Annotated in this window: 28 protein-coding genes and 2 pseudogenes; 3 read left to right on the top strand and 27 right to left on the bottom strand. The window is 66.6% G+C overall.

From position 1 onward, the window contains the following. Positions 1 to 2 precede the first annotated feature (2 nt). From rpmD to rpsJ, 20 genes are all read right to left on the bottom strand, one after another. Positions 3 to 185 carry a 50S ribosomal protein L30 gene (gene rpmD, locus ABT063_RS31865; RefSeq protein WP_095748087.1) on the bottom strand — a complete coding sequence of 61 codons (183 nt, stop codon included), beginning with the start codon at positions 183 to 185 and terminating at the stop codon, positions 3 to 5. Then, positions 185 to 793, bottom strand: coding sequence for a 30S ribosomal protein S5 (gene rpsE, locus ABT063_RS31860; protein ID WP_351063108.1), 609 nt, complete (start codon positions 791 to 793; stop codon positions 185 to 187). Before rpsE ends, rpmD begins: the two co-directional genes overlap by 1 nt. A 41-nt stretch (positions 794 to 834) precedes the next feature. After that, a complete protein-coding gene (gene rplR, locus ABT063_RS31855; RefSeq protein ID WP_351063106.1) occupies positions 835 to 1,218 on the bottom strand; it encodes a 50S ribosomal protein L18 in 384 nt (127 codons plus the stop codon). Positions 1,219 to 1,221: 3 nt separating this feature from the next. Then, positions 1,222 to 1,761 carry a 50S ribosomal protein L6 gene (gene rplF, locus ABT063_RS31850; RefSeq protein ID WP_351063104.1) on the bottom strand — a complete coding sequence of 180 codons (540 nt, stop codon included), beginning with the start codon at positions 1,759 to 1,761 and terminating at the stop codon, positions 1,222 to 1,224. 24 nt (positions 1,762 to 1,785) lie between these two features. Then, positions 1,786 to 2,184, bottom strand: a complete 399-nt coding sequence (rpsH, locus tag ABT063_RS31845; protein WP_015658459.1) for a 30S ribosomal protein S8 — start codon at positions 2,182 to 2,184, stop codon at positions 1,786 to 1,788. Between the two features lie 211 nt (positions 2,185 to 2,395). Next, positions 2,396 to 2,581: a type Z 30S ribosomal protein S14 gene (locus tag ABT063_RS31840; RefSeq protein WP_003956452.1), complete on the bottom strand. Its 186-nt coding sequence runs from the start codon at positions 2,579 to 2,581 to the stop codon at positions 2,396 to 2,398. 5 nt (positions 2,582 to 2,586) lie between these two features. Then, on the bottom strand, positions 2,587 to 3,144 hold the full coding sequence (gene rplE / locus ABT063_RS31835) for a 50S ribosomal protein L5 (protein ID WP_006130773.1): 558 nt from the start codon (positions 3,142 to 3,144) through the stop codon (positions 2,587 to 2,589). Then, positions 3,144 to 3,467: a 50S ribosomal protein L24 gene (gene rplX / locus ABT063_RS31830; protein WP_031167085.1), complete on the bottom strand. Its 324-nt coding sequence runs from the start codon at positions 3,465 to 3,467 to the stop codon at positions 3,144 to 3,146. The genes rplE and rplX overlap by 1 nt, the downstream gene beginning before the upstream one ends. Before the next feature lie 2 nt (positions 3,468 to 3,469). Further along, on the bottom strand, positions 3,470 to 3,838 hold the full coding sequence (gene rplN / locus ABT063_RS31825) for a 50S ribosomal protein L14 (protein ID WP_003998823.1): 369 nt from the start codon (positions 3,836 to 3,838) through the stop codon (positions 3,470 to 3,472). 297 nt (positions 3,839 to 4,135) lie between these two features. After that, positions 4,136 to 4,423, bottom strand: coding sequence for a 30S ribosomal protein S17 (gene rpsQ, locus ABT063_RS31820; protein ID WP_351063101.1), 288 nt, complete (start codon positions 4,421 to 4,423; stop codon positions 4,136 to 4,138). Next, entirely contained in the window at positions 4,423 to 4,647 is a 225-nt protein-coding gene (rpmC, locus tag ABT063_RS31815; protein WP_003998824.1) for a 50S ribosomal protein L29, read from the bottom strand. The genes rpsQ and rpmC overlap by 1 nt, the downstream gene beginning before the upstream one ends. Beyond that, positions 4,647 to 5,066: a 50S ribosomal protein L16 gene (gene rplP / locus ABT063_RS31810; RefSeq protein WP_009327094.1), complete on the bottom strand. Its 420-nt coding sequence runs from the start codon at positions 5,064 to 5,066 to the stop codon at positions 4,647 to 4,649. Before rplP ends, rpmC begins: the two co-directional genes overlap by 1 nt. Before the next feature lie 5 nt (positions 5,067 to 5,071). Further along, positions 5,072 to 5,905, bottom strand: coding sequence for a 30S ribosomal protein S3 (gene rpsC, locus ABT063_RS31805; protein WP_351063099.1), 834 nt, complete (start codon positions 5,903 to 5,905; stop codon positions 5,072 to 5,074). Then, positions 5,905 to 6,252 carry a 50S ribosomal protein L22 gene (gene rplV, locus ABT063_RS31800; RefSeq protein ID WP_030936396.1) on the bottom strand — a complete coding sequence of 116 codons (348 nt, stop codon included), beginning with the start codon at positions 6,250 to 6,252 and terminating at the stop codon, positions 5,905 to 5,907. Before rplV ends, rpsC begins: the two co-directional genes overlap by 1 nt. 40 nt (positions 6,253 to 6,292) lie before the next feature. Next, the gene (gene rpsS, locus ABT063_RS31795) at positions 6,293 to 6,574 is read right to left on the bottom strand and encodes a 30S ribosomal protein S19 (RefSeq protein WP_007384069.1); all 282 of its coding nucleotides are present in this window, start codon (positions 6,572 to 6,574) and stop codon (positions 6,293 to 6,295) included. Positions 6,575 to 6,586: 12 nt separating this feature from the next. Continuing rightward, positions 6,587 to 7,423 carry a 50S ribosomal protein L2 gene (gene rplB, locus ABT063_RS31790; protein WP_037887002.1) on the bottom strand — a complete coding sequence of 279 codons (837 nt, stop codon included), beginning with the start codon at positions 7,421 to 7,423 and terminating at the stop codon, positions 6,587 to 6,589. A 40-nt stretch (positions 7,424 to 7,463) separates the two neighbouring features. After that, positions 7,464 to 7,883: a 50S ribosomal protein L23 gene (rplW, locus tag ABT063_RS31785; RefSeq protein ID WP_351063096.1), complete on the bottom strand. Its 420-nt coding sequence runs from the start codon at positions 7,881 to 7,883 to the stop codon at positions 7,464 to 7,466. Next, positions 7,883 to 8,539: a 50S ribosomal protein L4 gene (gene rplD, locus ABT063_RS31780; RefSeq protein ID WP_351063094.1), complete on the bottom strand. Its 657-nt coding sequence runs from the start codon at positions 8,537 to 8,539 to the stop codon at positions 7,883 to 7,885. Before rplD ends, rplW begins: the two co-directional genes overlap by 1 nt. A 4-nt stretch (positions 8,540 to 8,543) precedes the next feature. After that, positions 8,544 to 9,188 (bottom strand): 50S ribosomal protein L3, encoded by a 645-nt coding sequence (gene rplC, locus ABT063_RS31775; protein ID WP_124439903.1) that lies wholly within the window; start codon positions 9,186 to 9,188, stop codon positions 8,544 to 8,546. Positions 9,189 to 9,204: 16 nt separating this feature from the next. Then, positions 9,205 to 9,513, bottom strand: a complete 309-nt coding sequence (gene rpsJ / locus ABT063_RS31770; RefSeq protein WP_003948644.1) for a 30S ribosomal protein S10 — start codon at positions 9,511 to 9,513, stop codon at positions 9,205 to 9,207. Between the two features lie 439 nt (positions 9,514 to 9,952). Here rpsJ and ABT063_RS31765 point away from each other — a divergent pair, with 439 nt between their 5' ends. The 3 genes and pseudogenes from ABT063_RS31765 to ABT063_RS31755 form a co-directional block, all read left to right on the top strand. After that, positions 9,953 to 10,240, top strand: a complete 288-nt coding sequence (locus tag ABT063_RS31765; RefSeq protein ID WP_351063092.1) for a ribbon-helix-helix domain-containing protein — start codon at positions 9,953 to 9,955, stop codon at positions 10,238 to 10,240. Beyond that, positions 10,222 to 10,596, top strand: a pseudogene (locus ABT063_RS52370) (helix-turn-helix domain-containing protein); the annotation flags it as partial. The gene ABT063_RS31765 and the pseudogene ABT063_RS52370, both read left to right, overlap by 19 nt. Before the next feature lies 1 nt (position 10,597). Next, positions 10,598 to 10,930, top strand: a pseudogene (locus tag ABT063_RS31755) (Uma2 family endonuclease); the annotation flags it as partial. Positions 10,931 to 11,016: 86 nt separating this feature from the next. Here ABT063_RS31755 and ABT063_RS31750 read toward each other — a convergent pair. From ABT063_RS31750 to ABT063_RS31720, 7 genes are all read right to left on the bottom strand, one after another. Then, positions 11,017 to 12,216, bottom strand: coding sequence for an acyltransferase family protein (locus ABT063_RS31750; RefSeq protein WP_351063226.1), 1,200 nt, complete (start codon positions 12,214 to 12,216; stop codon positions 11,017 to 11,019). Between the two features lie 282 nt (positions 12,217 to 12,498). After that, complete coding sequence (gene tuf, locus ABT063_RS31745; RefSeq protein WP_095748108.1) at positions 12,499 to 13,692, bottom strand: elongation factor Tu; 1,194 nt, start codon at positions 13,690 to 13,692, stop codon at positions 12,499 to 12,501. A gap of 157 nt (positions 13,693 to 13,849) precedes the next feature. Next, the gene (fusA, locus tag ABT063_RS31740; protein ID WP_351063089.1) at positions 13,850 to 15,976 is read right to left on the bottom strand and encodes an elongation factor G; all 2,127 of its coding nucleotides are present in this window, start codon (positions 15,974 to 15,976) and stop codon (positions 13,850 to 13,852) included. Between the two features lie 39 nt (positions 15,977 to 16,015). After that, positions 16,016 to 16,486 (bottom strand): 30S ribosomal protein S7, encoded by a 471-nt coding sequence (gene rpsG, locus ABT063_RS31735; protein WP_003998848.1) that lies wholly within the window; start codon positions 16,484 to 16,486, stop codon positions 16,016 to 16,018. Positions 16,487 to 16,488: 2 nt separating this feature from the next. Continuing rightward, positions 16,489 to 16,860: a 30S ribosomal protein S12 gene (gene rpsL, locus ABT063_RS31730; protein ID WP_003948652.1), complete on the bottom strand. Its 372-nt coding sequence runs from the start codon at positions 16,858 to 16,860 to the stop codon at positions 16,489 to 16,491. A 350-nt stretch (positions 16,861 to 17,210) separates the two neighbouring features. Beyond that, complete coding sequence (locus ABT063_RS31725) at positions 17,211 to 17,675, bottom strand: DUF1707 and DUF4190 domain-containing protein (RefSeq protein WP_351063087.1); 465 nt, start codon at positions 17,673 to 17,675, stop codon at positions 17,211 to 17,213. Between the two features lie 390 nt (positions 17,676 to 18,065). Then, a complete protein-coding gene (locus ABT063_RS31720) occupies positions 18,066 to 21,965 on the bottom strand; it encodes a DNA-directed RNA polymerase subunit beta' (protein ID WP_351063085.1) in 3,900 nt (1,299 codons plus the stop codon). Between the last annotated feature and the right edge of the window lie 47 nt (positions 21,966 to 22,012).

Raw genomic sequence — 22,012 nt, 5'->3', positions numbered from 1 at the left:
GATCAGTCGACCTCCTCGACCGTCACGAGGTGGCGGACGGTGTGCACCATGCCGCGGAACTCGGGGCGGTCCTCCTTGACGACCACGGTGTTGATCCCCTTGAGACCAAGCGACCGCAGGGTGTCACGGTGGTTCTGCTTGCTGCCGATGTACGACTTCGTCTGCGTGATCTTGAGCTGAGCCATTACGCAGCACCAGCCCCGGCACGCGCACGCAGCAGAGCCGCGGGAGCGACGTCCTCGAGGGGCAGACCGCGGCGGGCCGCGATCTCCTCGGGACGCTGCAGACCCCTCAGGGCCTCCACGGTCGCGTGCACGATGTTGATCGCGTTGGACGAGCCGAGCGACTTCGACAGCACGTCGTGGATACCGGCGCACTCCAGGACGGCACGCACGGGACCACCGGCGATAACACCGGTACCCGGCGAAGCCGGCTTGAGGAGAACGACGCCGGCAGCCTTCTCACCCGTGATCGGGTGCGGGATGGTGCCCTGGATCCGGGGGACCTTGAAGAAGTGCTTCTTGGCCTCCTCAACGCCCTTGGCGATGGCGGCCGGCACCTCCTTCGCCTTGCCGTATCCGACACCCACGGTGCCGTCACCGTCGCCCACCACGACCAGCGCGGTGAAGCTGAAGCGACGACCACCCTTCACAACCTTGGCGACGCGGTTGATCGCGACGACGCGCTCAACGTAAGCGGTCTTCTCGGCGGCAGCTGCGCCGCCGTCACGGCCCTTCCGGTCCCGCCGCTCGCCGCCACCGGCACCGCTTCCGCGGCGCTGGGGTCCAGCCATTGGAATTACCTCTCTCTGTTTCCGCTAGCTACGGAACCGGCTCAGAACTTCAGTCCGGCTTCGCGGGCGGCGTCCGCCAGAGCGGCGATGCGCCCGGCGTACTGGTTGCCACCACGGTCGAATACGACGGCCTCGACACCGGCGGCCTTGGCGCGCTCGGCGACCAGAGCGCCGACCTGCTTGGCCTGCGCGGACTTGTCGCCCTCGGCACCGCGGATCGAGCTGTCCAGAGTGGACGCCGACGCCACGGTGTGGCCCTTCAGGTCGTCGATCACCTGCGCCACGATGTGGCGGTTGGAGCGAGTCACGACCAGACGGGGACGCTCCGCCGTACCGGCGACCTTCTTGCGGATCCGGATGTGGCGACGCTTGATGGCAGCACGCTTGTAGGCGTCACCCTTGAGGATCTTCTGCCCGTATGCCATGGCTTACTTACCCGCCTTTCCGACCTTGCGGCGGATGACTTCGCCCTCGTACTTGACGCCCTTGGCCTTGTACGGGTCGGGCTTGCGCAGCTTGCGGATGTTGGCCGCAACCTCGCCGACCTTCTGCTTGTCGATGCCCTCGACCGAGAAACGGGTCGGGGTCTCCACCTTGAAGGTGATGCCCTCGGGCGCCTCGACGGTGATCGGGTGGCTGTAGCCGAGCGCGAACTCGAGGTTCGAACCCTTGGCCTGCACGCGGTAACCGACACCGCTGATCTCGAGCTTCTTCACGTAACCCTGGGTCACGCCGGTGATCATGTTCGCCACCAGCGTGCGGGACAGGCCGTGCAGGGCCTTGTTCTGACGCTCGTCGTTGGGCCGGGTGACGTTCAGGACGCCGTCCTCGGCCTTGACGATCTCGATCGGCGCGGCGACGGTGTGGGTCAGCGAGCCCTTGGGGCCCTTGACCGCGACCGTGCGGCCGTCGATGGTGACGTCCACGCCGGCGGGAACCGCGATGGGGAGCTTGCCGATGCGCGACATAGCTGTTTCCTCCGTTCCCTTCCGTTACCAGACGTAGGCGAGAACTTCTCCGCCTACGCCCTTCTTGCCGGCCTGCTTGTCGGTGAGGAGCCCGTGGGACGTGGAGATGATCGCCACGCCGAGGCCGCCGAGCACCTTCGGCAGGTTGGTGGACTTCGCGTACACCCGGAGACCGGGCTTGGAGATCCGCTTGATGCCCGCGATGGAGCGCTCACGGTTGGGGCCGAACTTCAGCTCCAGGACGAGGTTCTTGCCGACCTCGGCGTCCTCGACCTTCCAGCCCGTGATGAAGCCCTCCTGCTGGAGGATCTCCGCGATGTGAGACTTGATCTTCGAGTGCGGCATCGCCACGGTGTCGTGGTACGCCGAGTTCGCGTTCCGCAGACGTGTAAGCATGTCTGCGATCGGATCAGTCATGGTCATGAATTGGCCTTCGGCCTCTCTCGCCGGGGTTTCCTGGTGCGCCATCCCTCTCCCCGATCCGAGACGGGACGGGTGCGGCGCGGTGGACCTACGGCGTAGTAAGTCGTATGGGCGTCAGGCGCCCAACCCCCCAAGCCTAAGCCATGGAGGGGCGGGCACCTGACCGAGCCCTTTACTTACCGAGAGCCTCTGGAATCCCTGATTAGGGGGATTACCAGGAGCTCTTGGTCACGCCCGGCAGCTCGCCACGGTGAGCCATCTCACGAAGGCACACGCGGCACAGGCCGAACTTGCGGTACACGGAGTGCGGACGGCCGCAGCGCTGGCAGCGGGTGTACGCACGCACACCGAACTTGGGCTTACGAGCAGCCTTGGCAATCAGAGCCTTCTTCGCCATCTCGCTTACGCCTCCTTGAAGGGGAAGCCGAGGTGACGCAGAAGGGCACGGCCCTCTTCGTCGTTGGTCGCCGTGGTGACCACGGTGATGTCCATACCCCGGACGCGGTCGATCTTGTCCTGGTCGATCTCGTGGAACATGACCTGCTCCGTGAGACCGAAGGTGTAGTTGCCACGGCCGTCGAACTGCTTGGGGGACAGACCGCGGAAGTCGCGGATGCGCGGCAGCGCGAGCGACAGGGTGCGGTCCAGGAACTCCCACATGCGGTCGCCACGAAGCGTGACATGGGCACCGATCGGCTGACCCTCACGCAGCTTGAACTGCGCGATGGACTTGCGGGCCTTGGTGACGGCCGGCTTCTGACCGGTGATCGTGGTGAGGTCGCGGATGGCGCCCTCGATCAGCTTGGAGTCGCGGGCGGCGTCGCCCACACCCATGTTGACCACGATCTTGACGAGGCCGGGAACCTGCATGACGTTCTCGTAGGAGAACTGCTCACGCAGCTTGCCCGCGATCTCCTCGCGGTACTTCGTCTTCAGACGCGGAGTGGTGGTGGTCGTCATCAGATGTCCTCACCCGTCCGCTTGGCAACGCGGATCTTGTTGCCCTCTTCGTCGAAGCGGTAACCGACGCGGGTCACGACCTTGTTGCCGTCCTTCTCCACGACGAGCTGAACGTTGCTCACGTGAATGGGGGCCTCGGTGGTGACGATGCCGCCGGCCTGCGAACCACGAGCCGTGGGACCGGCCTTGGTGTGCTTCTTGACCCGGTTGACACCCTCGACCAGGACGCGCTCCTCGCGCGGGAAAGCGGCAATGACCTTGCCCTGCTTGCCCTTGTCCTTGCCGGTGATGACCTGGACCAGGTCGCCCTTCTTGATCTTCATGCTTACAGCACCTCCGGCGCGAGCGAGATGATCTTCATGAACTTCTTCTCGCGCAGCTCACGGCCGACGGGGCCGAAGATACGGGTGCCGCGAGGGTCGCCGTCGTTCTTCAGAATGACGGCGGCGTTCTCGTCGAAGCGGATGTACGAGCCGTCCGGACGGCGGCGCTCCTTGACGGTGCGAACGATGACCGCCTTGACGACGTCACCCTTCTTCACGTTGCCACCGGGGATCGCGTCCTTGACGGTGGCGACGATGACGTCACCGATGCCCGCGTAGCGGCGACCGGAGCCACCGAGCACACGGATGCAAAGGATCTCCTTCGCCCCCGTGTTGTCGGCGACGCGCAGTCGCGACTCCTGCTGGATCACGTCTATCTCCTGTTTGTCTGCCGGTTCCCGCAGGGCCCTTTCGGACGAACCTGCGAGCCTGGCGGAACCGTCCTGCGGGTTGCTCCCGCAGGAATTACTTGCGCCTCTACAGGCGGAAACCCTTGCCGCCGGGGGCGTGCACCGCCCTGGGCCGAAGGGCCCGGAGCGGCGCCCCGTCGGGGGCCGCGGGACTTTCGTCCCGTCGGCCCGAGCCGCCGGGGCTTCACTCACCCGACCCGAGGGGGCGGGAGGGCGGAGCCCCCAGCGGGGGTCAGCGGGGGCGGAACCCCCGCTTGGTTACTTCGCCTTCTCGAGGATCTCGACGACGCGCCAGCGCTTCGTCGCGGACAGCGGCCGGGTCTCCATGAGGAGGACACGGTCGCCGACGCCCGCGGCGTTCTGCTCGTCGTGCGCCTTGAGCTTGTTCGTACGGCGGATGACCTTGCCGTACAGCGCGTGCTTGACACGGTCCTCGACGGCGACGACGACGGTCTTGTCCATCTTGTCGCTGACGACCAGACCCTCGCGGGTCTTGCGGAATCCGCGCGCCTCGGTCTTCTCTTCAGTCACGTTGCTCTCGCTCATCAGGCGCTCTCCACCGTCTCGATGCCCAGCTCGCGCTCACGCATCAGGGTGTAGATCCGCGCGATGTCCTTGCGGACGGCCTTCAGCCGACCGTGGTTCTCGAGCTGACCGGTCGCCGCCTGGAAGCGGAGGTTGAACAGCTCTTCCTTGGCTTCGCGGAGCTTCGCGAGAAGCTCCTCGTCACCCAGTTCGCGCAGCTCGGACGCCTTGGTACCGGCCGACATCACGCTTCACCTGCCTCGCGCTTGACGATCCGGCACTTCATCGGCAGCTTGTGGGCCGCACGAGTCAGCGCCTCACGGGCGATCTTCTCGTTGGGGTACGACAGCTCGAACATCACGCGTCCGGGCTTGACGTTGGCGATCCACCACTCCGGAGAACCCTTACCGGAACCCATGCGGGTCTCGGCGGGCTTCTTGGTGAGCGGACGGTCGGGGTAGATGTTGATCCAGACCTTGCCACCACGCTTGATGTGACGCGTCATGGCGATACGAGCGGCCTCGATCTGGCGGTTCGTCACATAGGCCGGGGTCAGCGCCTGGATGCCGTACTCGCCGAACGCAACCTGCGTGCCGCCCTTGGCAGCGCCGCTGCGCTTGGGGTGGTGCTGCTTGCGGTGCTTGACCCTACGGGGGATCAGCATTTCGGTCAGGCCTCCGTTCCGGTGCTCTCGGCCGGAGCTGCTGCTGCAGTGGACCCCGAAGACTCCGCCTTGGGGGCCTCGGCGCCGGCAGCCTGCTGCGGCTTGCGACCGCGCCGCTCGCCACCGCGGCCACCACGGGCCGGGCGGTCGGCGCCACCGCGGGCCGGGCGGTTACCCGCACGGGCGGCAGCGTTCTCGGCGCGGACCTCGGCGATGTTCTTGACGTCGCCCTTGTAGATCCAGACCTTCACACCGATGCGGCCGAAGGTCGTCTTGGCCTCGAAGAAGCCGTAGTCCACGTTCGCGCGGAGCGTGTGCAGGGGCACGCGGCCCTCGCGGTAGAACTCCGAGCGGGACATCTCGGCGCCACCGAGGCGGCCACCGCACTGGATCTTGATGCCCTTGGCGCCGGCCTTCATCGCCGACTGCATGCTCTTACGCATGGCGCGACGGAAGGAGACGCGGGAGGAGAGCTGCTCGGCGACGGCCTGGGCAACCAGCTGAGCGTCGGTCTCGGGGTTCTTCACCTCGAGGATGTTCAGCTGGACCTGCTTGCCCGTGAGCTTCTCGAGGTCACCGCGGATGCGGTCGGCCTCGGCGCCACGGCGGCCGATGACGATGCCCGGACGCGCGGTGTGGATGTCCACACGCACACGGTCACGGGTGCGCTCGATCTCCACCTTCGAGATGCCGGCGCGCTCCATGCCGGACGTCATCATCCGACGGATGGCGACGTCTTCCTTGACGTAGTCCTTGTACAGCTTGTCGGCGTACCAACGCGACTTGAAGTCGGTCGTGACACCGAGCCGGAACCCGTGCGGGTTTACCTTCTGGCCCATTACCGGGTTCCTTCCTTGCTGCTGACGACCACGGTGATGTGGCTGGTCCGCTTGCGGATCCGGTAGGCACGGCCCTGGGCACGCGGACGGAACCGCTTCAGGGTCGGGCCCTCGTCGACGTAGGCCTCGGCAATGTAGAGGCTGTCGACATCGGTGTGGTCGTAGTTGTGCGCGGCGTTGGCGATGGCGCTGTCCAGCACCTTGCCGACCGGCACGCTCGCGGCCTGCGGGGCGAAACGCAGGACCGCCTGAGCCTCCGTGGCGTCCATGCCACGGATGAGGTCCACCACGCGGCGGGCCTTCATGGGCGTGACGCGGATGTACCGCGCCTGGGCCCTGGCTTCCATGGTTGTCCCTTCAGTGTCTGTCATGGTCATTCACCCCGCCTTAGCGGCGCTTCGACTTCCGGTCGTCCTTGACGTGACCCCGGAAGGTGCGCGTCGGCGAGAACTCGCCGAGCTTGTGGCCGACCATGGACTCGGTGACAAACACCGGGATGTGGGTCTTGCCGTTGTGCACCGCGATCGTGTGGCCCAGCATGGCCGGGACGATCATCGAGCGGCGGGACCAGGTCTTGATGACGTTCTTGGAACCGGCTTCGTTCTGGGCGTCCACCTTCTTGATCAGGTGGTCGTCGACGAAGGGCCCCTTCTTGAGACTGCGCGGCATCTAAACCCGCTCCTAGCGCTTCTTGTTCGTCTTGCGGCGGCGGACGATGTACTTGTTGCTCGCCTTCTTGGGAGCTCGAGTACGACCTTCCTTCTGACCCCACGGCGAGACCGGGTGGCGACCACCGGAGGTCTTGCCCTCACCACCACCGTGCGGGTGGTCAACCGGGTTCATCGCCACACCGCGAACGGTCGGGCGAACGCCCAGCCAGCGCTTGCGGCCGGCCTTACCCCAGTTGATGTTGCTCTGCTCGGCGTTGCCGACCTCGCCGACGGTGGCGCGGCAGCGCACGTCGACCAGGCGGATCTCACCGGAGGGCATGCGGAGGTGGGCCATCTGGCCCTCCTTCGCGAGCAGCTGCACGGAGGCACCGGCGGAGCGGGCGAACTTGGCGCCGCCGCCCGGACGGAGCTCGATCGCGTGGATCGTGGTACCGACCGGGATGTTGCGCAGCGCCAGGTTGTTGCCCGGCTTGATGTCGGCCCCGGGGCCGTTCTCCACGCGGTCACCCTGCTGCAGGTTGCGCGGGGCGAGGATGTAGCGCTTCTCGCCGTCGGCGTAGTGCAGCAGCGCGATGCGCGCGGTGCGGTTGGGGTCGTACTCGATGTGCGCGACCTTCGCCGGCACGCCGTCCTTGTCGTGACGACGGAAGTCGATCACTCGGTAGGCGCGCTTGTGGCCACCGCCCTGGTGGCGGACGGTCACACGACCGGAATTGTTACGGCCGCCCTTGCTGTGCAGCGGGCGGACCAGCGACTTCTCCGGCGTGGACCGCGTGACCTCGACGAAGTCGGCGACGGAGGAGCCACGGCGGCCCGGCGTCGTCGGCTTGTACTTGCGGATTCCCATTTCTCAGTCCTCGTCCGATATCGGACGATCCGGACCTCCGTCAGGAGGTCGGACCGCCGAAGATGTCGATACGGTCGCCCTCGGCAAGGGTCACGATCGCGCGCTTGCTGTCGGCACGCTTGCCGAAGCCCGTGCGGGTCCGCTTGCGCTTGCCCTGGCGGTTGATCGTGTTGACCCCGGTGACCTTGACCGAGAAGACCGCCTGGACGGCCTCCTTGATCTGGGTCTTGTTGGCACGCGGGTCGACGACGAACGTGTACTTGCCCTCGTCGAGAAGCGCGTAGCTCTTCTCGGAGACGACCGGCTTGAGCAGCACGTCACGGGGGTCCGTGAAGGACTTGCTCAGCGGCGTCTCGACGGTGTTCTTGCCCTCGGTGGCGTGGCGGCGCGCCTTGGCGACGCGCGCGGCCTTGGCCGCCTTGGCAGCCTTCGAGGCGATGCTCGGGTGACGCGTAGCCATCAGGCCTCGCTCCCTTCGGTGTCAGCGGCCTTGGGGCCAGACACGAAGGACTCGAACGCGGCCTGGGTGAAGACCACGTCGTCCGAGACGAGAACGTCGTACGTGTTCAGCTGGCCCGGCTCCAGGATGTGGACCTGGGGCAGGTTGCGGGCGGACAGCCACGCGGCCTCGTCGGCGCGGTCGACGACCAGGAGCAGGTTCTTGCGCTCCGAGATCTTGCCGAACAGCGACTTGGCGGCCTTCGTGGAGGGGGTCTCGCCCTCGACCACGCCGGAGACGACGTGGATGCGGTTGTGGCGGGCCCGGTCCGTGAGGGCGTGGCGCAGGGCCGCGGCCTTCATCTTCTTCGGGGTCCGCTGCGAGTAGTCACGCGGCACGGGGCCGTGGACGACGCCACCGCCGGCGAACTGCGGGGCGCGGGTCGAACCCTGACGGGCGCGGCCGGTGCCCTTCTGGCGGTACGGCTTCTTGCCACCGCCGCGGACTTCACCGCGGGTCTTGGTCTTGTGGGTGCCCTGGCGGGCAGCGGCCAGCTGTGCGACGACGACCTGGTGGATCAGCGGGATGCTGACCTTCTCAACGTCGAAGATCTCCGCGGGGAGCTCGACGGAACCGGCCTTGTCGCCAGCCGGCGAAAGGATGTCAACAGTGCTCATTACCTCAGGCCCCCTTGGCCGCGGTGCGGACCAGGACGAGGCCGCCGTTCGGACCGGGAACCGCGCCCTTGATGAGCAGCAGACCCTTCTCCGCGTCAACGGCGTGGACGGTCAGGTTCTGGGTGGTGACCCGCTCGTTGCCCATACGACCCGCCATGCGGAGGCCCTTGAACACACGGCCCGGGGTGGCGCAGCCACCGATGGAACCGGGCGAGCGGTGCTTGCGCTGGGTGCCGTGACCGGCGCCGAGGCCACCGAAGTTGTGGCGCTTCATGACACCGGCGAAGCCCTTGCCCTTGCTCTTGCCGGTCACGTCGACCTTGACGCCGGCCTCGAACACCTCAGCGGTGATCTCCTGGCCGAGCGTGTACTCGGAGGCGTCCGCGGTGCGGATCTCGACGAGGTGGCGACGGGGGGTGACGTCGGCCTTGGCGAAGTGGCCCTTGAGGGGCTTGTTCACCTTGCGCGGGTCGATCTCGCCGAAGGCGATCTGCACCGACTCGTAGCCGTCACTGTCATTCGTACGGACCTGGGTCACGACGTTCGGGCCGGCCTTGACGACGGTGACCGGGACAACGCGGTTGTTCGCGTCCCACACCTGCGTCATGCCGAGCTTCTCGCCCAGGATGCCCTTGATCTGCTTAGCCATTCTCAGATCACCGGCCTCAGAGCTTGATCTCGATGTCGACACCGGCCGGGAGGTCGAGTCGCATCAGAGAGTCAACGGTCTTGGGGGTCGGGTCGAGGATGTCGATCAGGCGCTTGTGCGTGCGCATCTCGAAGTGCTCGCGCGAGTCCTTGTACTTGTGCGGCGACTTGATGACGCAGTACACGTTCTTCTCAGTGGGCAGCGGCACCGGGCCCGCGACCGACGCACCAGTACGCGTCACCGTCTCGACGATCTTCTTCGCCGAGCTGTCGATGACCTCGTGGTCGTAGGCCTTGAGCCGGATGCGGATCTTCTGTCCCGCCATGGCTACTCAGTAGTCCTGTCTCTCGTAACGCTCTGGAACCCGGTGTTCTCTTCGTTTTCTCCGACCCACGCGGTCGGGCGTGTCGCACTTCCACTGACACAGATGCCCTACGTTCGAACATCCCTCCAGGGAATGAACACGGCCCTTCCGGAACCGCAAGCCGGGACCGAAAGGCCACCGGGTGCCTGGCCGGTGCCGCACCAACACTTCCCGAAAGATTCCCGTACGTCCGCCCCAGCGCTGCCGTGTGGCAGTTAGGACGACGAGTACTGTGGGACTCGCTTCCGGTCCTCCCGGCGGGAGGCGCGCAGCATCAACACTCGACCGAGCAACTCGGACAGTCTGCCATATGGGGCAGGGGCCTGGCCAATCGAGCCGGAGAGAATACCCCCAGCGTGACGCAGGTCAAACCCAAGGCGGCCGGAACCATCGTCAGCGCATGCTGGCATACGTGAAGCGAACCACGATCAAGATCGACGACACGCTGGACGCCAGGATGCGCCACGAGGCGGCTCGGCGCGGCATGACGGTCTCCGAGTGGACACGTGAGGCCATCACGGCCCATCTGCCGGGCGGGGAGCAGGAAGGCGACACGGTCCGACGCCGGACCTTCCACTCCGCGGGCGCGGGCGACAGCGGCCACAGCGACATCTCCGAACGTATGGAAGAGCTGCTGGCCGGGCTCGCCGAGGAGGAGGGCACGCCTCAGCGCCGTCTCGGCGCATGAGCGCCCTGCTCGTCGACGCGGGGCCGCTCTACGCACTACTGGACCGCCGTGACGCCTGGCACGCGGCCTGCCGCCGCCTGCTCGAGTCCCACCCCGGCCCGCTGCTGGTGCCCACCTTCGTCATCGCCGAGGTGGCCCACCTCGCCCCCAGCGTCGCCGCCTGGCTGGAACGCGACCTCACCCCCACCGCCGTACGACAGGCCCTCACCACCGACCTCCCACCCCAAGGCCCACGCCGCCACGCCGCCCTCCTCGCCCACCGCCTCACCACCCAACTACCACCCCCACCCCCCTTCCGCGCCCCCACCCCCGGCCACTGCCGCGACTGCCGATCCGATCTTCCGGAGGCCACATAGCGATGTCGACGACTCCTTCGCCCCACGGACACTCGTCGCCGCGATCGAGGTCGTTTCCCGCTCCAATCCCGACAATGACTGGGTCACGAAGATGCGCGATTACCCGCTGATCGGGATCCCCGTCTACGCGATCTTCGACCCCCGCACCGGCACCGGTGCCGTCCTCACAGACATCCACTCCACGCCCGACGGCCCGCGCTATGCCGCCCGCAAGGACTTCGTGTACGGCGAAGACGTCACCATCGGCGAATGGACGATCTCGACGAACGACCTCCCCCGGTACAACGACCTCCCCAGGTACGGGGAGAAGGGCACCGAAGAGCCCACCCCCTGAACGCCCCGCAGGAGAGCCCGAAGGGTGAACACGGTCGAGTGCGCCACGACACGGTCATCGCACCGCCCCCACCCTCCCCCACACCCCTACCCCGCATTCCGCAGCCGCGCGAACGACGTGTCCAGCCCCCGCTTCATGAGCCCTGCCACCGGCCGCTCCACGAACCGGTGCACCACCCAGCTCAGCACCATGAAGCCGGCGATCACGACCACGACCAGCAGCCGGGCGTCCATCGTGTCCCGCAGCCTGTTGATCAGGGTCGTACCGGCCACGTAGTGCGTGAGATACAGCGGATACGTCAGCGCGCCGGCCGTCACCAGCCACTTCCACCGAACCCGGTCCGTCGCACCCAGCGCGATCGCCACCATCACCAGCAGGAACACGGTGAAGATCACCACGCTGCCTCGCCACCCGGACACATGCTCGACCTCGTCGATCCGGTGCCCCAGCTCCAGCTGCCCCATCAGCCAGGCCATGCCGAGGATGCCCCACAGCAACAGATCCTGGCCGAAGCGGTGCATGAGGTAGAGGGCGAGGCCCGCGATGAAGTACCAGGCGCCGTCCGGGTTGGCGACCAGCTCCAGCAGATGGAAGTCGGCCACCGGCGCGAGCATCGCGGCCGCGCCCCACACGCAGCAGAACACCACGACCTTGCGGTACGTCAGCCCCGTGGCGACGACGAGCAGGAAGAGCAGGTAGAAGCGCAGCTCGGACCAGAGGGTCCAGTACACGCCGTCGACGTTGGTCACGCCCGAACCGGCCTGCAGCATCGTGAGGTTGAGCAGGATCTCACGCAGGCGCAGGCGGTCCCACACGCCCGGGACGGCCACCAGGACGGCCGTGGTGAAGGCGATGGCGAACCAGTACGCCGGGTAGAGCCGGATCACCCGGGAGACGAAGAACTGCCGCGGGGTACGGCCCCAGCACGACATGCAGATCACGAAGCCGCTGATCACGAAGAAGATCTCGACGCCGATCCAGCCGTAGGCGGCGAACCGGAACACCGTGGGCATGATGTCGGACACCGGCCGGTCCCAGATCGCGTTGTCCGGCTGGTTGACGCGGTTGGTGCCGGCGAAGTGGTGTACGGCCACCATCAGGGCGGCGAGCAGGCGGATGCCGTCGATGGCGTACAGCCGGCGGCCCACCCGCTCGGGGACGGCCGCGTGCTTCGGTATCCGAAGGGGCCGCGTCGGCATGTCGGGCGCGGTGAGCGGGGGAAGCGGCTGCTGCAGTCCGCCGACGACCTGTCGCGGTATCGACGTCCTGCTGTCCGCGCCGTACATCGGCACCTGTCCGTCCTCATGAGGTGATCCCGGGCCGGGGCGGCCACCGGACAGCTCACGCTACGGCTGCCCCAACCACCCCACAGCGAACAGACAAGAACATTCCGCGCGCACAGGTGGGGAATTTGCCGCAACTCTCGCCGAGACGCCTTCCAGCGTTTTCCAACACTTCATCCGACGGGGAAGAGGGCCCCCGGACATGACGAAGGGACCCGCACGACCGAAGTCGTACGGGCCCCTTCAGGAGCTCGCAGTCGGAGCTACCAGGTCAGATCGACAAGCTCACTTGTTGATCTTGGTGACCTGGCCGGCGCCCACGGTCCGGCCACCCTCACGGATGGCGAACTTCAGGCCCTCTTCCATGGCGATGGGCTGGATGAGCTCCACCTTCATCTCGGTGTTGTCACCCGGCATGACCATCTCGGTGCCCTCGGGGAGGGTCACGACGCCGGTCACGTCCGTCGTACGGAAGTAGAACTGCGGGCGGTAGTTGTTGAAGAACGGCGTGTGGCGGCCACCCTCGTCCTTGGACAGGATGTAGGCCTGGGCCTCGAACTCGGTGTGCGGGGTCACCGTGTTCGGCTTGATGATGACCTGGCCGCGCTCGACGTCCTCACGCTTGATACCGCGGAGAAGCAGACCGACGTTCTCACCGGCCTGACCCTCGTCCAGCAGCTTACGGAACATCTCGATGCCCGTAACCGTGGTCTTGGTCTTCTCTTCCTTGATACCGATGATCTCGACTTCCTCGTTCACCTTGAGGATGCCGCGCTCGATACGGCCGGTGACGACCGTACCGCGACCGGTGATCGTGAAGACGTCCTCGATCGGCATGAGGAACGGCTTGTCGACGTCGCGCGCCGGCTCCGGAATGGCGGTGTCGACGGCGTTCATCAGGTCCAGGACGGACTGCGTCCACTCCTTGTCGCCCTCGAGCGCCTTCAGAGCGGAGACCTTCACGACCGGGAGGTCGTCGCCCGGGAACTCGTACTCGGAGAGGAGCTCACGGACCTCGAGCTCGACGAGCTCCATGATCTCCTCGTCGTCCACCATGTCGGCCTTGTTCAGGGCGACGACGATGTACGGCACGCCGACCTGGCGGGCCAGAAGCACGTGCTCCTTGGTCTGCGGCATCGGGCCGTCGGTGGCGGCCACCACCAGGATCGCGCCGTCCATCTGCGCGGCACCGGTGATCATGTTCTTGATGTAGTCCGCGTGACCCGGGCAGTCGACGTGGGCGTAGTGACGCGCCTCGGTCTGGTACTCGACGTGCGCGATGGAGATGGTGATACCGCGCTGGCGCTCCTCGGGCGCCTTGTCGATGTTGTCGAACGGGGTGGCCTCGTTCAGGTCCGGGTACGCCTCGTGCAGCACCTTGGTAATAGCCGCCGTGAGGGTGGTCTTACCGTGGTCGATGTGACCGATGGTGCCGATGTTGACGTGCGGCTTAGTCCGCTCGAACTTCGCCTTCGCCACTGGGGTCCTCCTGTGGAGTGGTTCTGGTACGCCTTACTTCATCGGCGCCAGGTGATCTTTGCTGGAAAGCCCGGGCCCCGGGGCATTCTCACCATGATTGCGGTGGAATGCCCCACGAGGCTCCGGAGTCAAGCCTACGGCGTGCAGACGCTCTGCGTTACTCGCCCTTGGCCTTCGCGATGATCTCCTCGGCGACGTTCCGCGGAACCTCGGCGTAGGAGTCGAACTGCATCGAGTAGCTTGCGCGACCCGACGTCTTGCTGCGGAGGTCTCCGACGTAGCCGAACATCTCCGAGAGGGGCACGAGGCCCTTCACGACGCGGGCACCGGCCCGCTCCTCCATGGCCTGGATCTGGCCACGGCGGGAGTTGATGTCGCCGATGACGTCACCCATGTAGTCCTCGGGCGTGGTGACCTCGACGGCCATCATCGGCTCGAGCAGCACGGGGCTGGCCTTGCGCGCGGCCTCCTTGAAGGCCTGCGAACCGGCGATCTTGAACGCGAGCTCGGAGGAGTCGACCTCGTGGTAGGCACCGTCGAGCAGCGTGACGCGGACGCCGGTCATCTCGTAACCGGCGAGGATGCCGAACTGCATGGCCTCCTGGCAGCCGGCGTCGACCGAAGGGATGTACTCCTTCGGGATACGACCACCGGTCACCTTGTTCACGAACTCGTACGACGTGTCGCCGCCCTCGAGAGGCTCGATCGCGATCTGCACCTTGGCGAACTGACCGGTACCACCGGTCTGCTTCTTGTGGGTGTAGTCCACGCGCTCGACGGCCTTGCGGATCGTCTCACGGTAGGCGACCTGCGGCTTACCGACGTTGGCCTCGACCTTGAACTCACGGCGCATACGGTCGACCAGCACCTCGAGGTGCAGCTCGCCCATACCACCGATGATGGTCTGGCCGGTCTCCTCGTCCGAGTGGACCTGGAAGGACGGGTCCTCCTCGGCCAAGCGCTGGATCGCGACGCCCAGCTTCTCCTGGTCGCCCTTCGACTTGGGCTCGATGGCGACCTGGATGACCGGCGCCGGGAAGTCCATGGACTCCAGGATCACCGGCTGCTTGTCGTCGCACAGCGTCTCACCGGTCGTGGTCTGCTTCAGACCCATCACGGCGATGATGTCGCCGGCGCCCACCGACTCGATCTCCTCACGCTTGTTCGCGTGCATGCGGTAGATCTTGCCGATGCGCTCCTTCTTGCCCTTGACCGAGTTCAGCACCGCGGTGCCGGACTGCAGGCGGCCCGAGTAGACCCGGACGAAGGTGAGCTTGCCGAGGTGCGGGTCGCTCATGATCTTGAACGCCAGCGCGGACAGCGGCTCCTCGTCGGACGGCTTGCGCTTGATGACCTCGTCCGGGTCGTTGACGGCGCGGCCCTCGATGGCCTCGACGTCAAGCGGGGTGGGGAGGTAGCGCACAACCGCGTCGAGCAGGGGCTGGACGCCCTTGTTCTTGAACGCGGTGCCACAGAACACCGGGGTGACCGTGGTGTCGCTGGACTTGCCGGACGCGATGGTGATGCGACGGATCGCGGCGTACAGCTGCTCCTCGGTGGGCTCCTCGCCCTCCAGGTACAGCTCCATGATCTCTTCGTCGTTCTCCGCGACGGCCTCGAGCAGCTTGCCGCGCCACTCCTCGGCGGCCTCGGTGTGCGTGGCCGGGATGTCGACGGTGTCGTACATCTCGCCCTTGGCGGCCTCGGCGGACCACACGAGCGCCTTCATGCGGACCAGGTCCACGACGCCCTTGAAGTCGGCCTCGGCACCGATGGGCAGCTGCATGACGATCGGCTGCGCGCCCAGGCGGTCGCTGATCATGTCGACGCAGCGGTGGAACTCGGCACCCGTGCGGTCGAGCTTGTTCACGAAGCAGATGCGCGGCACGCCGTAGCGGTCCGCCTGACGCCACACCGTCTCGGACTGGGGCTCGACGCCGGCAACGCCGTCGAACACCGTCACGGCACCGTCGAGCACACGCAGGGAGCGCTCCACCTCGACGGTGAAGTCCACGTGCCCCGGCGTGTCGATGATGTTGATGGTGTGGTCGACGTTGTCCAGCGGCCAGTGGCAGGTGGTGGCAGCAGAGGTGATCGTGATGCCACGCTCCTGCTCCTGCTCCATCCAGTCCATGGTGGCGGCGCCGTCGTGGACCTCACCGATCTTGTACGAAACGCCGGTGTAGAACAGGATCCGCTCGGTGGTGGTCGTCTTGCCCGCGTCGATGTGGGCCATGATCCCGATGTTGCGGACCCTGGCCAGGTCAAGTGAAGTGGTAGCCATAAGGCTTCAGTCTTCTCTCGGTCTCGATGTGGGTAGCGACTACCAGCGGTAGTGCGCGAAGGCCTTGTTGGACTCGGCCATCTTGTGGGTGTCCTCGCGCTTCTTCACGGCCGCGCCGAGGCCGTTCGAGGCGTCGAGAAGTTCGTTGAGCAGACGCTCGGTCATGGTCTTCTCGCGACGGGCGCGGGAGTAACCGACCAGCCAGCGCAGCGCCAGGGTGTTGGCGCGGCCGGGCTTGACCTCGACCGGCACCTGGTAGGTGGCGCCACCGACACGGCGGGACTTGACCTCGAGGGTCGGCTTGATGTTCTCGAGAGCGCGCTTGAGCGTGATGACCGGGTCGTTGCCGGTCTTCTCGCGCAGGCCCTCCATGGCGCCGTACACGATGCGCTCGGCGGTGGAGCGCTTGCCGTTCAGCAGCACCTTGTTGATGAGCGACGTGACAAGAGGAGAGCCGTAGACCGGGTCGATGATGACCGGGCGCTTCGGGGCGGGGCCCTTACGAGGCATTCTTACTTCTCCTTCTTGGCGCCGTAGCGGGAACGGGCCTGCTTGCGGTTCTTGACACCCTGGGTGTCGAGGGAGCCACGGATGATCTTGTAGCGAACACCCGGCAGGTCCTTCACACGGCCGCCGCGCACGAGCACGATGGAGTGCTCCTGCAGGTTGTGTCCCTCACCCGGAATGTAAGCGGTGACCTCGATCCCGCTGGTCAGACGCACACGCGCGACCTTACGCAGGGCCGAGTTCGGCTTCTTCGGGGTGGTCGTGAACACACGCGTGCAGACGCCACGACGCTGAGGGGAACCCTCGAGTGCGGGCGTCTTGTTCTTCTCGACCTTGTCCTGCCGGCCCTTGCGGACCAGCTGCTGGATCGTAGGCACTACTTCTCCGGTTTCTGTGTGCCGAATGGTGAAGCTAACCTGGAACATCGCCGACCCACGCGGTCGGGTGTGTCGAACCTGCTGACTCCCGCCGCCAGGCAGAAAGAGGCACAGATTACGGTGGCCGTTCTCGGCCCCCTATGCGGTGTGATGGCACGCACGAGAGCCAGGGCACACCCCAGGCACAAGGTCTGAGCGTACCTAGCTCAAACGCTGCGGTCAAAACAAATGGGCCGCACTCGCATCGCCGGACGGAACATGTCAAGCCCCGAGACCGTCCGTGATCTTCAAATCCACGCCATGGGCGCGTCGGACCAGCCCTCTCAATGATCTACGACACGCGGCTCCCGTCACCCCGACACGAGCCCCACCATGAACACCAGCGTCAGCATGAGCGCCCAGCCGGCGGTGGACAGCCACCCGAGCACGAGCCCGATCAGGGCCAGCCCGTCACCGCCCTGCCCCGTGTGCCGGATCTCCGACCGCGCCGCATGCCCGAGGACCACCGCCGGAATACCGGTGAGCCCGAAGGTCGGCACACACAGCAGCCCGCACACGGCGGACCCGACCGCCTTCCCGTTCGTCTGCGGCCGCGGCACCGGCAGAAACGTCCGCGGCACGGCCACGACGGGCGCAGGCTGCGGTACGGGGCCCGCGGGCAGGTCGGCGACGAGCAGAGCCAGCTCCCCCACCGTACGGGCCGCGTAGGCCCGCTCCACCCGCCTGTCGAACTCCCCCTTCTCCAGCCGCCCCTCCCCGAACCCGGCTCTGAGCACATCCACGGCCCGCTCGCGGTCGGCGTGCGAGGCGAGCATGGCCGAGGCGCTGTGCGCTTGCCAGGGCTGTGAGTAGGGCTTGGGACCACCCGCGTCCTGCCAAGGCTGGGGCTGAGGGCCACCCCGGCCCTCCCAGGGCTGAGGCTGAGGGCCACCCCGGCCCTCCCAGGGGTGCGGCGCACCACCCGCGCCCTGCCAGGGCCGCGGAACACCCTGCCCCGGCTGCGGAGCTTCACGCCCCGGCTGAGGCTCGTCCTGCCCCGGCTCCCAGGGCTGCCACGACGGATTGGACACGGAGCACCTCCCCGAACCCCCGAGTCCCTCCATGATGCGCCGAACCGGCGATTCCGGCACAGACCACATCGCCGGACACGCCGAGGGGCGGCCACCCCGAAAGGTGACCGCCCCTCGACTCAAGCGGACGCTCGCTTACTGGTTGTACGGACCGTAGTCGTAGTCCTCCAGCGGAACGGCCTGGCCGGAGCCCGTGCCGAACGGCGAGTAGTCGATGTCGTCGTAGCCGACGGCCGAGTACATCGCGGCCTTGGCCTCCTCGGTCGGCTCGACCCGGATGTTGCGGTAGCGGGACAGGCCCGTACCGGCCGGGATGAGCTTACCGATGATGACGTTCTCCTTGAGGCCGATCAGGGAGTCGGACTTGGCGTTGATCGCCGCGTCCGTAAGGACCCTGGTCGTCTCCTGGAAGGACGCCGCCGACAGCCACGACTCGGTCGCCAGCGAGGCCTTGGTGATACCCATCAGCTGCGGACGACCGGAGGCCGGGTGACCGCCCTCCTGGACCACACGACGGTTCTCGGTCTCGAACTTCGAGCGCTCGACCAGCTCGCCGGGCAGCAGCTCGGCGTCGCCGGACTCGATGATCGTCACGCGGCGCAGCATCTGCCGGATGATGATCTCGATGTGCTTGTCGTGGATCGACACACCCTGCGAGTTGTAGACCTTCTGGACCTCGCCGACCAGGTGGACCTGGACGGCACGCTGGCCCAGGATGCGCAGCACATCGTGCGGGTTGGTGGCACCCACGGTGAGCTTCTGGCCCACCTCGACGTGCTCGCCCTCGCTGACCAGGAGACGGGCACGCTTCGAGATCGGGAACGCCGTCTCGTCGCTGCCGTCGTCCGGCGTGACGACGATCTTCTTGGTCTTCTCGGTCTCCTCGATCCGCACGCGGCCCTGGGCCTCGGAGATCGGGGCGACACCCTTCGGGGTACGGGCCTCGAAGAGCTCGACGACACGCGGCAGACCCTGGGTGATGTCGTCACCGGCCACACCACCGGTGTGGAAGGTTCGCATCGTCAGCTGGGTACCGGGCTCACCGATGGACTGGGCGGCGATGATGCCGACCGCCTCACCGATGTCGACCAGCTTGCCGGTGGCCAGCGAGCGGCCGTAGCACATCGCGCAGGTGCCGACGGCGGACTCGCAGGTCAGGACCGAGCGGGTCTTGACCGTCTCGATGCCCGCGGCGACCAGCTGGTCGATGAGGACGTCACCGAGGTCGACGCCCGCCGGGGCGAGCACCTTGCCGTCGACGACGATGTCCTCGGCGAGGCAGCGCGCGTACACGCTGGTCTCGGCGTTGTCCGCCTTGCGCAGGACGCCGTCGGCGCCACGCTCGGCGATCGCCAGCTTGAGGCCGCGCTCGGTGCCGCAGTCCTCCTCGCGAATGATGACGTCCTGGGAGACGTCGACCAGACGACGGGTGAGGTAACCCGAGTCGGCGGTACGCAGAGCGGTGTCCGCCAGACCCTTACGGGCACCGTGCGTGGAGATGAAGTACTCCAGCACGGACAGACCCTCACGGAACGACGCCTTGATCGGACGCGGGATCGTCTCGTTCTTCGCGTTCGACACCAGACCACGCATACCGGCGATCTGACGCATCTGCATCATGTTGCCTCGTGCACCCGAGTTCACCATCATGAAGATCGGGTTGGTCTTCGGGAAGTTGTCGTTCATCGCCTCGGCGACCTCGTTGGTCGCCTTGGTCCAGATCGCGATGAGCTCCTGCGTGCGCTCGTCCTTGGTGATCAGACCGCGCTCGTACTGCTTCTGGACCTTCTCGTCCTGCGCCTCGTACCCGCGGACGATCTCCTTCTTCGCCTCGGGAACGACGACGTCGGAGATGGCCACGGTGACGCCGGAACGGGTCGCCCAGTAGAAGCCGGCCGCCTTCAGGTTGTCGAGCGTCGCCGCCACGATGACCTTCGGGTAGCGCTCGGCGAGGTCGTTGACGATCTCGGAGAGCTGCTTCTTGCCGACCTCGTAGTCGACGAACGGGTAGTCCTCGGGCAGCAGCTCGTTGAAGAGCGCACGGCCCAGGGTCGTCCGCAGCCGGAACGAGTCACCCTGCTGCCACTCCGGCTCGCCCTCCTCCTGCGCCGGCGGCGTCCAGCCGCGCGGCGGGATGGTGCCCACCGGGAAGCGGATGTCGATCTTCGACTGGAGCGAGAGCTCGCCCGCGTCGAACGCCATGATCGCCTCGGCGACGGACGAGAAGGAGCGGTCCTCACCCTTGATGTCCCGCATCTCACCGTCGGTGGTGAGGAAGAACAGACCGAGGACCATGTCCTGGGTCGGCATCGTCACCGGACGGCCGTCGGCGGGCTTGAGGATGTTGTTCGAGGACAGCATCAGGATGCGGGCCTCGGCCTGCGCCTCCGCGGACAGCGGCAGGTGCACGGCCATCTGGTCACCGTCGAAGTCCGCGTTGAACGCGGTGCAGACGAGCGGGTGGATCTGGATGGCCTTGCCCTCGACCAGCTGCGGCTCGAAGGCCTGGATGCCGAGTCGGTGCAGCGTGGGCGCACGGTTCAGCAGAACCGGGTGCTCCGCGATGACCTCTTCCAGAACGTCGTACACGACCGTGCGGCCGCGCTCGACCATCCTCTTCGCGCTCTTGATGTTCTGCGCGTGGTTCAGGTCGACCAGGCGCTTCATCACGAACGGCTTGAAGAGCTCCAGCGCCATCGCCTTCGGCAGACCGCACTGGTGCAGCTTCAGCTGCGGACCGACGACGATCACGGAACGCGCGGAGTAGTCCACACGCTTACCGAGCAGGTTCTGACGGAAGCGACCCTGCTTGCCCTTGAGCATGTCGGACAGCGACTTCAGCGGACGGTTGCCGGGGCCCGTCACCGGGCGACCACGACGGCCGTTGTCGAAGAGCGCGTCGACGGCCTCCTGAAGCATGCGCTTCTCGTTGTTCACGATGATCTCGGGCGCGCCGAGGTCGAGGAGTCGCTTCAGGCGGTTGTTGCGGTTGATCACACGGCGGTACAGGTCGTTCAGGTCGGAGGTCGCGAAGCGGCCACCGTCCAGCTGCACCATCGGGCGAAGGTCCGGCGGGATGACCGGGACGCAGTCGAGGACCATGCCCTTGGGGCTGTTGGAGGTCTGCAGGAACGCGGACACGACCTTCAGCCGCTTCAGCGCACGGGTCTTCTTCTGGCCCTTGCCGGTGCGGATGATCTCGCGGAGCCTCTCGGCCTCCTCGTCGAGGTCGAAGGACTCCAGGCGCTTCTGCAGCGCCGCGGCACCCATCGAACCGTCGAAGTACGTGCCGAAGCGGTCCCGCAGCTCGCGGTAGAGCAGCTCGTCACCCTCGAGGTCCTGGACCTTGAGGTTCTTGAACCGGGTCCACACCTCGTCGAGCCGGTCGATCTCGCGCTGCGCACGGTCGCGCAGCTGCTTCATCTCACGCTCGGCGCCCTCACGGACCTTCCGGCGTACGTCGGCCTTGGCGCCCTCAGCCTCCAGCTCGGCCAGGTCGGTCTCGAGCTTCTTGGCGCGGGCCTCCAGGTCGGCGTCCCGGCGGTTCTCGATCTGCTGCCGCTCGACGGAGACGTGCGCCTCCAGGGAGGGCAGGTCGCGGGTACGGCGCTCCTCGTCCACGTACGTGATCATGTACGCGGCGAAGTAGATGACCTTCTCGAGGTCCTTCGGGGCGAGGTCGAGCAGGTAGCCCAGCCGCGACGGAACGCCCTTGAAGTACCAGATGTGCGTGACGGGGGCAGCCAGCTCAATGTGGCCCATCCGCTCACGGCGCACCTTGGCGCGAGTGACCTCGACGCCGCAGCGCTCGCAGATGATGCCCTTGAATCGGACGCGCTTGTACTTGCCGCAGTAGCACTCCCAGTCCCGGGTCGGACCGAAGATCTTCTCGCAGAAGAGTCCGTCCTTTTCGGGCTTGAGCGTGCGGTAGTTGATCGTCTCGGGCTTCTTGACCTCGCCGTGGCTCCACTGACGGATGTCGTCAGCGGTAGCCAGACCGATCCGGAGCTCGTCGAAGAAGTTGACGTCGAGCACTATGCGTCAATCCCTCTCAGGGTTGTAAGTCATCGGGTCTGATACGG

Source organism: Streptomyces sp. NPDC002838, assembly GCF_040295365.1.
In the GTDB taxonomy this organism is placed as follows: Bacteria; Actinomycetota; Actinomycetes; order Streptomycetales; family Streptomycetaceae; genus Streptomyces.
The sequence above is the reverse complement of the archived record's forward strand: the minus strand, read 5'-3'. Positions and strand labels throughout refer to the sequence as shown.

Excerpts from the sequence above, each read along its gene's own strand:
- rpmD (WP_095748087.1), bottom strand. The coding sequence starts at position 185 with ATGGCTCAGCTCAAGATCACGCAGACGAAGTCGTACATCGGCAGCAAG.
- rpsE (WP_351063108.1), bottom strand. The coding sequence starts at position 793 with ATGGCTGGACCCCAGCGCCGCGGAAGCGGTGCCGGTGGCGGCGAGCGG.
- rplR (WP_351063106.1), bottom strand. The coding sequence starts at position 1,218 with ATGGCATACGGGCAGAAGATCCTCAAGGGTGACGCCTACAAGCGTGCT.
- rplF (WP_351063104.1), bottom strand. The coding sequence starts at position 1,761 with ATGTCGCGCATCGGCAAGCTCCCCATCGCGGTTCCCGCCGGCGTGGAC.
- rpsH (WP_015658459.1), bottom strand. The coding sequence starts at position 2,184 with ATGACCATGACTGATCCGATCGCAGACATGCTTACACGTCTGCGGAAC.
- ABT063_RS31840 (WP_003956452.1), bottom strand. The coding sequence starts at position 2,581 with ATGGCGAAGAAGGCTCTGATTGCCAAGGCTGCTCGTAAGCCCAAGTTC.
- rplE (WP_006130773.1), bottom strand. The coding sequence starts at position 3,144 with ATGACGACCACCACCACTCCGCGTCTGAAGACGAAGTACCGCGAGGAG.
- rplX (WP_031167085.1), bottom strand. The coding sequence starts at position 3,467 with ATGAAGATCAAGAAGGGCGACCTGGTCCAGGTCATCACCGGCAAGGAC.
- rpsQ (WP_351063101.1), bottom strand. The coding sequence starts at position 4,423 with ATGAGCGAGAGCAACGTGACTGAAGAGAAGACCGAGGCGCGCGGATTC.
- rpmC (WP_003998824.1), bottom strand. The coding sequence starts at position 4,647 with ATGTCGGCCGGTACCAAGGCGTCCGAGCTGCGCGAACTGGGTGACGAG.
- rplP (WP_009327094.1), bottom strand. The coding sequence starts at position 5,066 with ATGCTGATCCCCCGTAGGGTCAAGCACCGCAAGCAGCACCACCCCAAG.
- rpsC (WP_351063099.1), bottom strand. The coding sequence starts at position 5,905 with ATGGGCCAGAAGGTAAACCCGCACGGGTTCCGGCTCGGTGTCACGACC.
- rplV (WP_030936396.1), bottom strand. The coding sequence starts at position 6,252 with ATGGAAGCCAGGGCCCAGGCGCGGTACATCCGCGTCACGCCCATGAAG.
- rpsS (WP_007384069.1), bottom strand. The coding sequence starts at position 6,574 with ATGCCGCGCAGTCTCAAGAAGGGGCCCTTCGTCGACGACCACCTGATC.
- rplB (WP_037887002.1), bottom strand. The coding sequence starts at position 7,423 with ATGGGAATCCGCAAGTACAAGCCGACGACGCCGGGCCGCCGTGGCTCC.
- rplW (WP_351063096.1), bottom strand. The coding sequence starts at position 7,883 with ATGGCTACGCGTCACCCGAGCATCGCCTCGAAGGCTGCCAAGGCGGCC.
- rplD (WP_351063094.1), bottom strand. The coding sequence starts at position 8,539 with ATGAGCACTGTTGACATCCTTTCGCCGGCTGGCGACAAGGCCGGTTCC.
- rplC (WP_124439903.1), bottom strand. The coding sequence starts at position 9,188 with ATGGCTAAGCAGATCAAGGGCATCCTGGGCGAGAAGCTCGGCATGACG.
- rpsJ (WP_003948644.1), bottom strand. The coding sequence starts at position 9,513 with ATGGCGGGACAGAAGATCCGCATCCGGCTCAAGGCCTACGACCACGAG.
- ABT063_RS31765 (WP_351063092.1), top strand. The coding sequence starts at position 9,953 with ATGCTGGCATACGTGAAGCGAACCACGATCAAGATCGACGACACGCTG.
- ABT063_RS31750 (WP_351063226.1), bottom strand. The coding sequence starts at position 12,216 with ATGTACGGCGCGGACAGCAGGACGTCGATACCGCGACAGGTCGTCGGC.
- fusA (WP_351063089.1), bottom strand. The coding sequence starts at position 15,976 with ATGGCTACCACTTCACTTGACCTGGCCAGGGTCCGCAACATCGGGATC.
- rpsG (WP_003998848.1), bottom strand. The coding sequence starts at position 16,486 with ATGCCTCGTAAGGGCCCCGCCCCGAAGCGCCCGGTCATCATCGACCCG.
- ABT063_RS31725 (WP_351063087.1), bottom strand. The coding sequence starts at position 17,675 with ATGCTCGCCTCGCACGCCGACCGCGAGCGGGCCGTGGATGTGCTCAGA.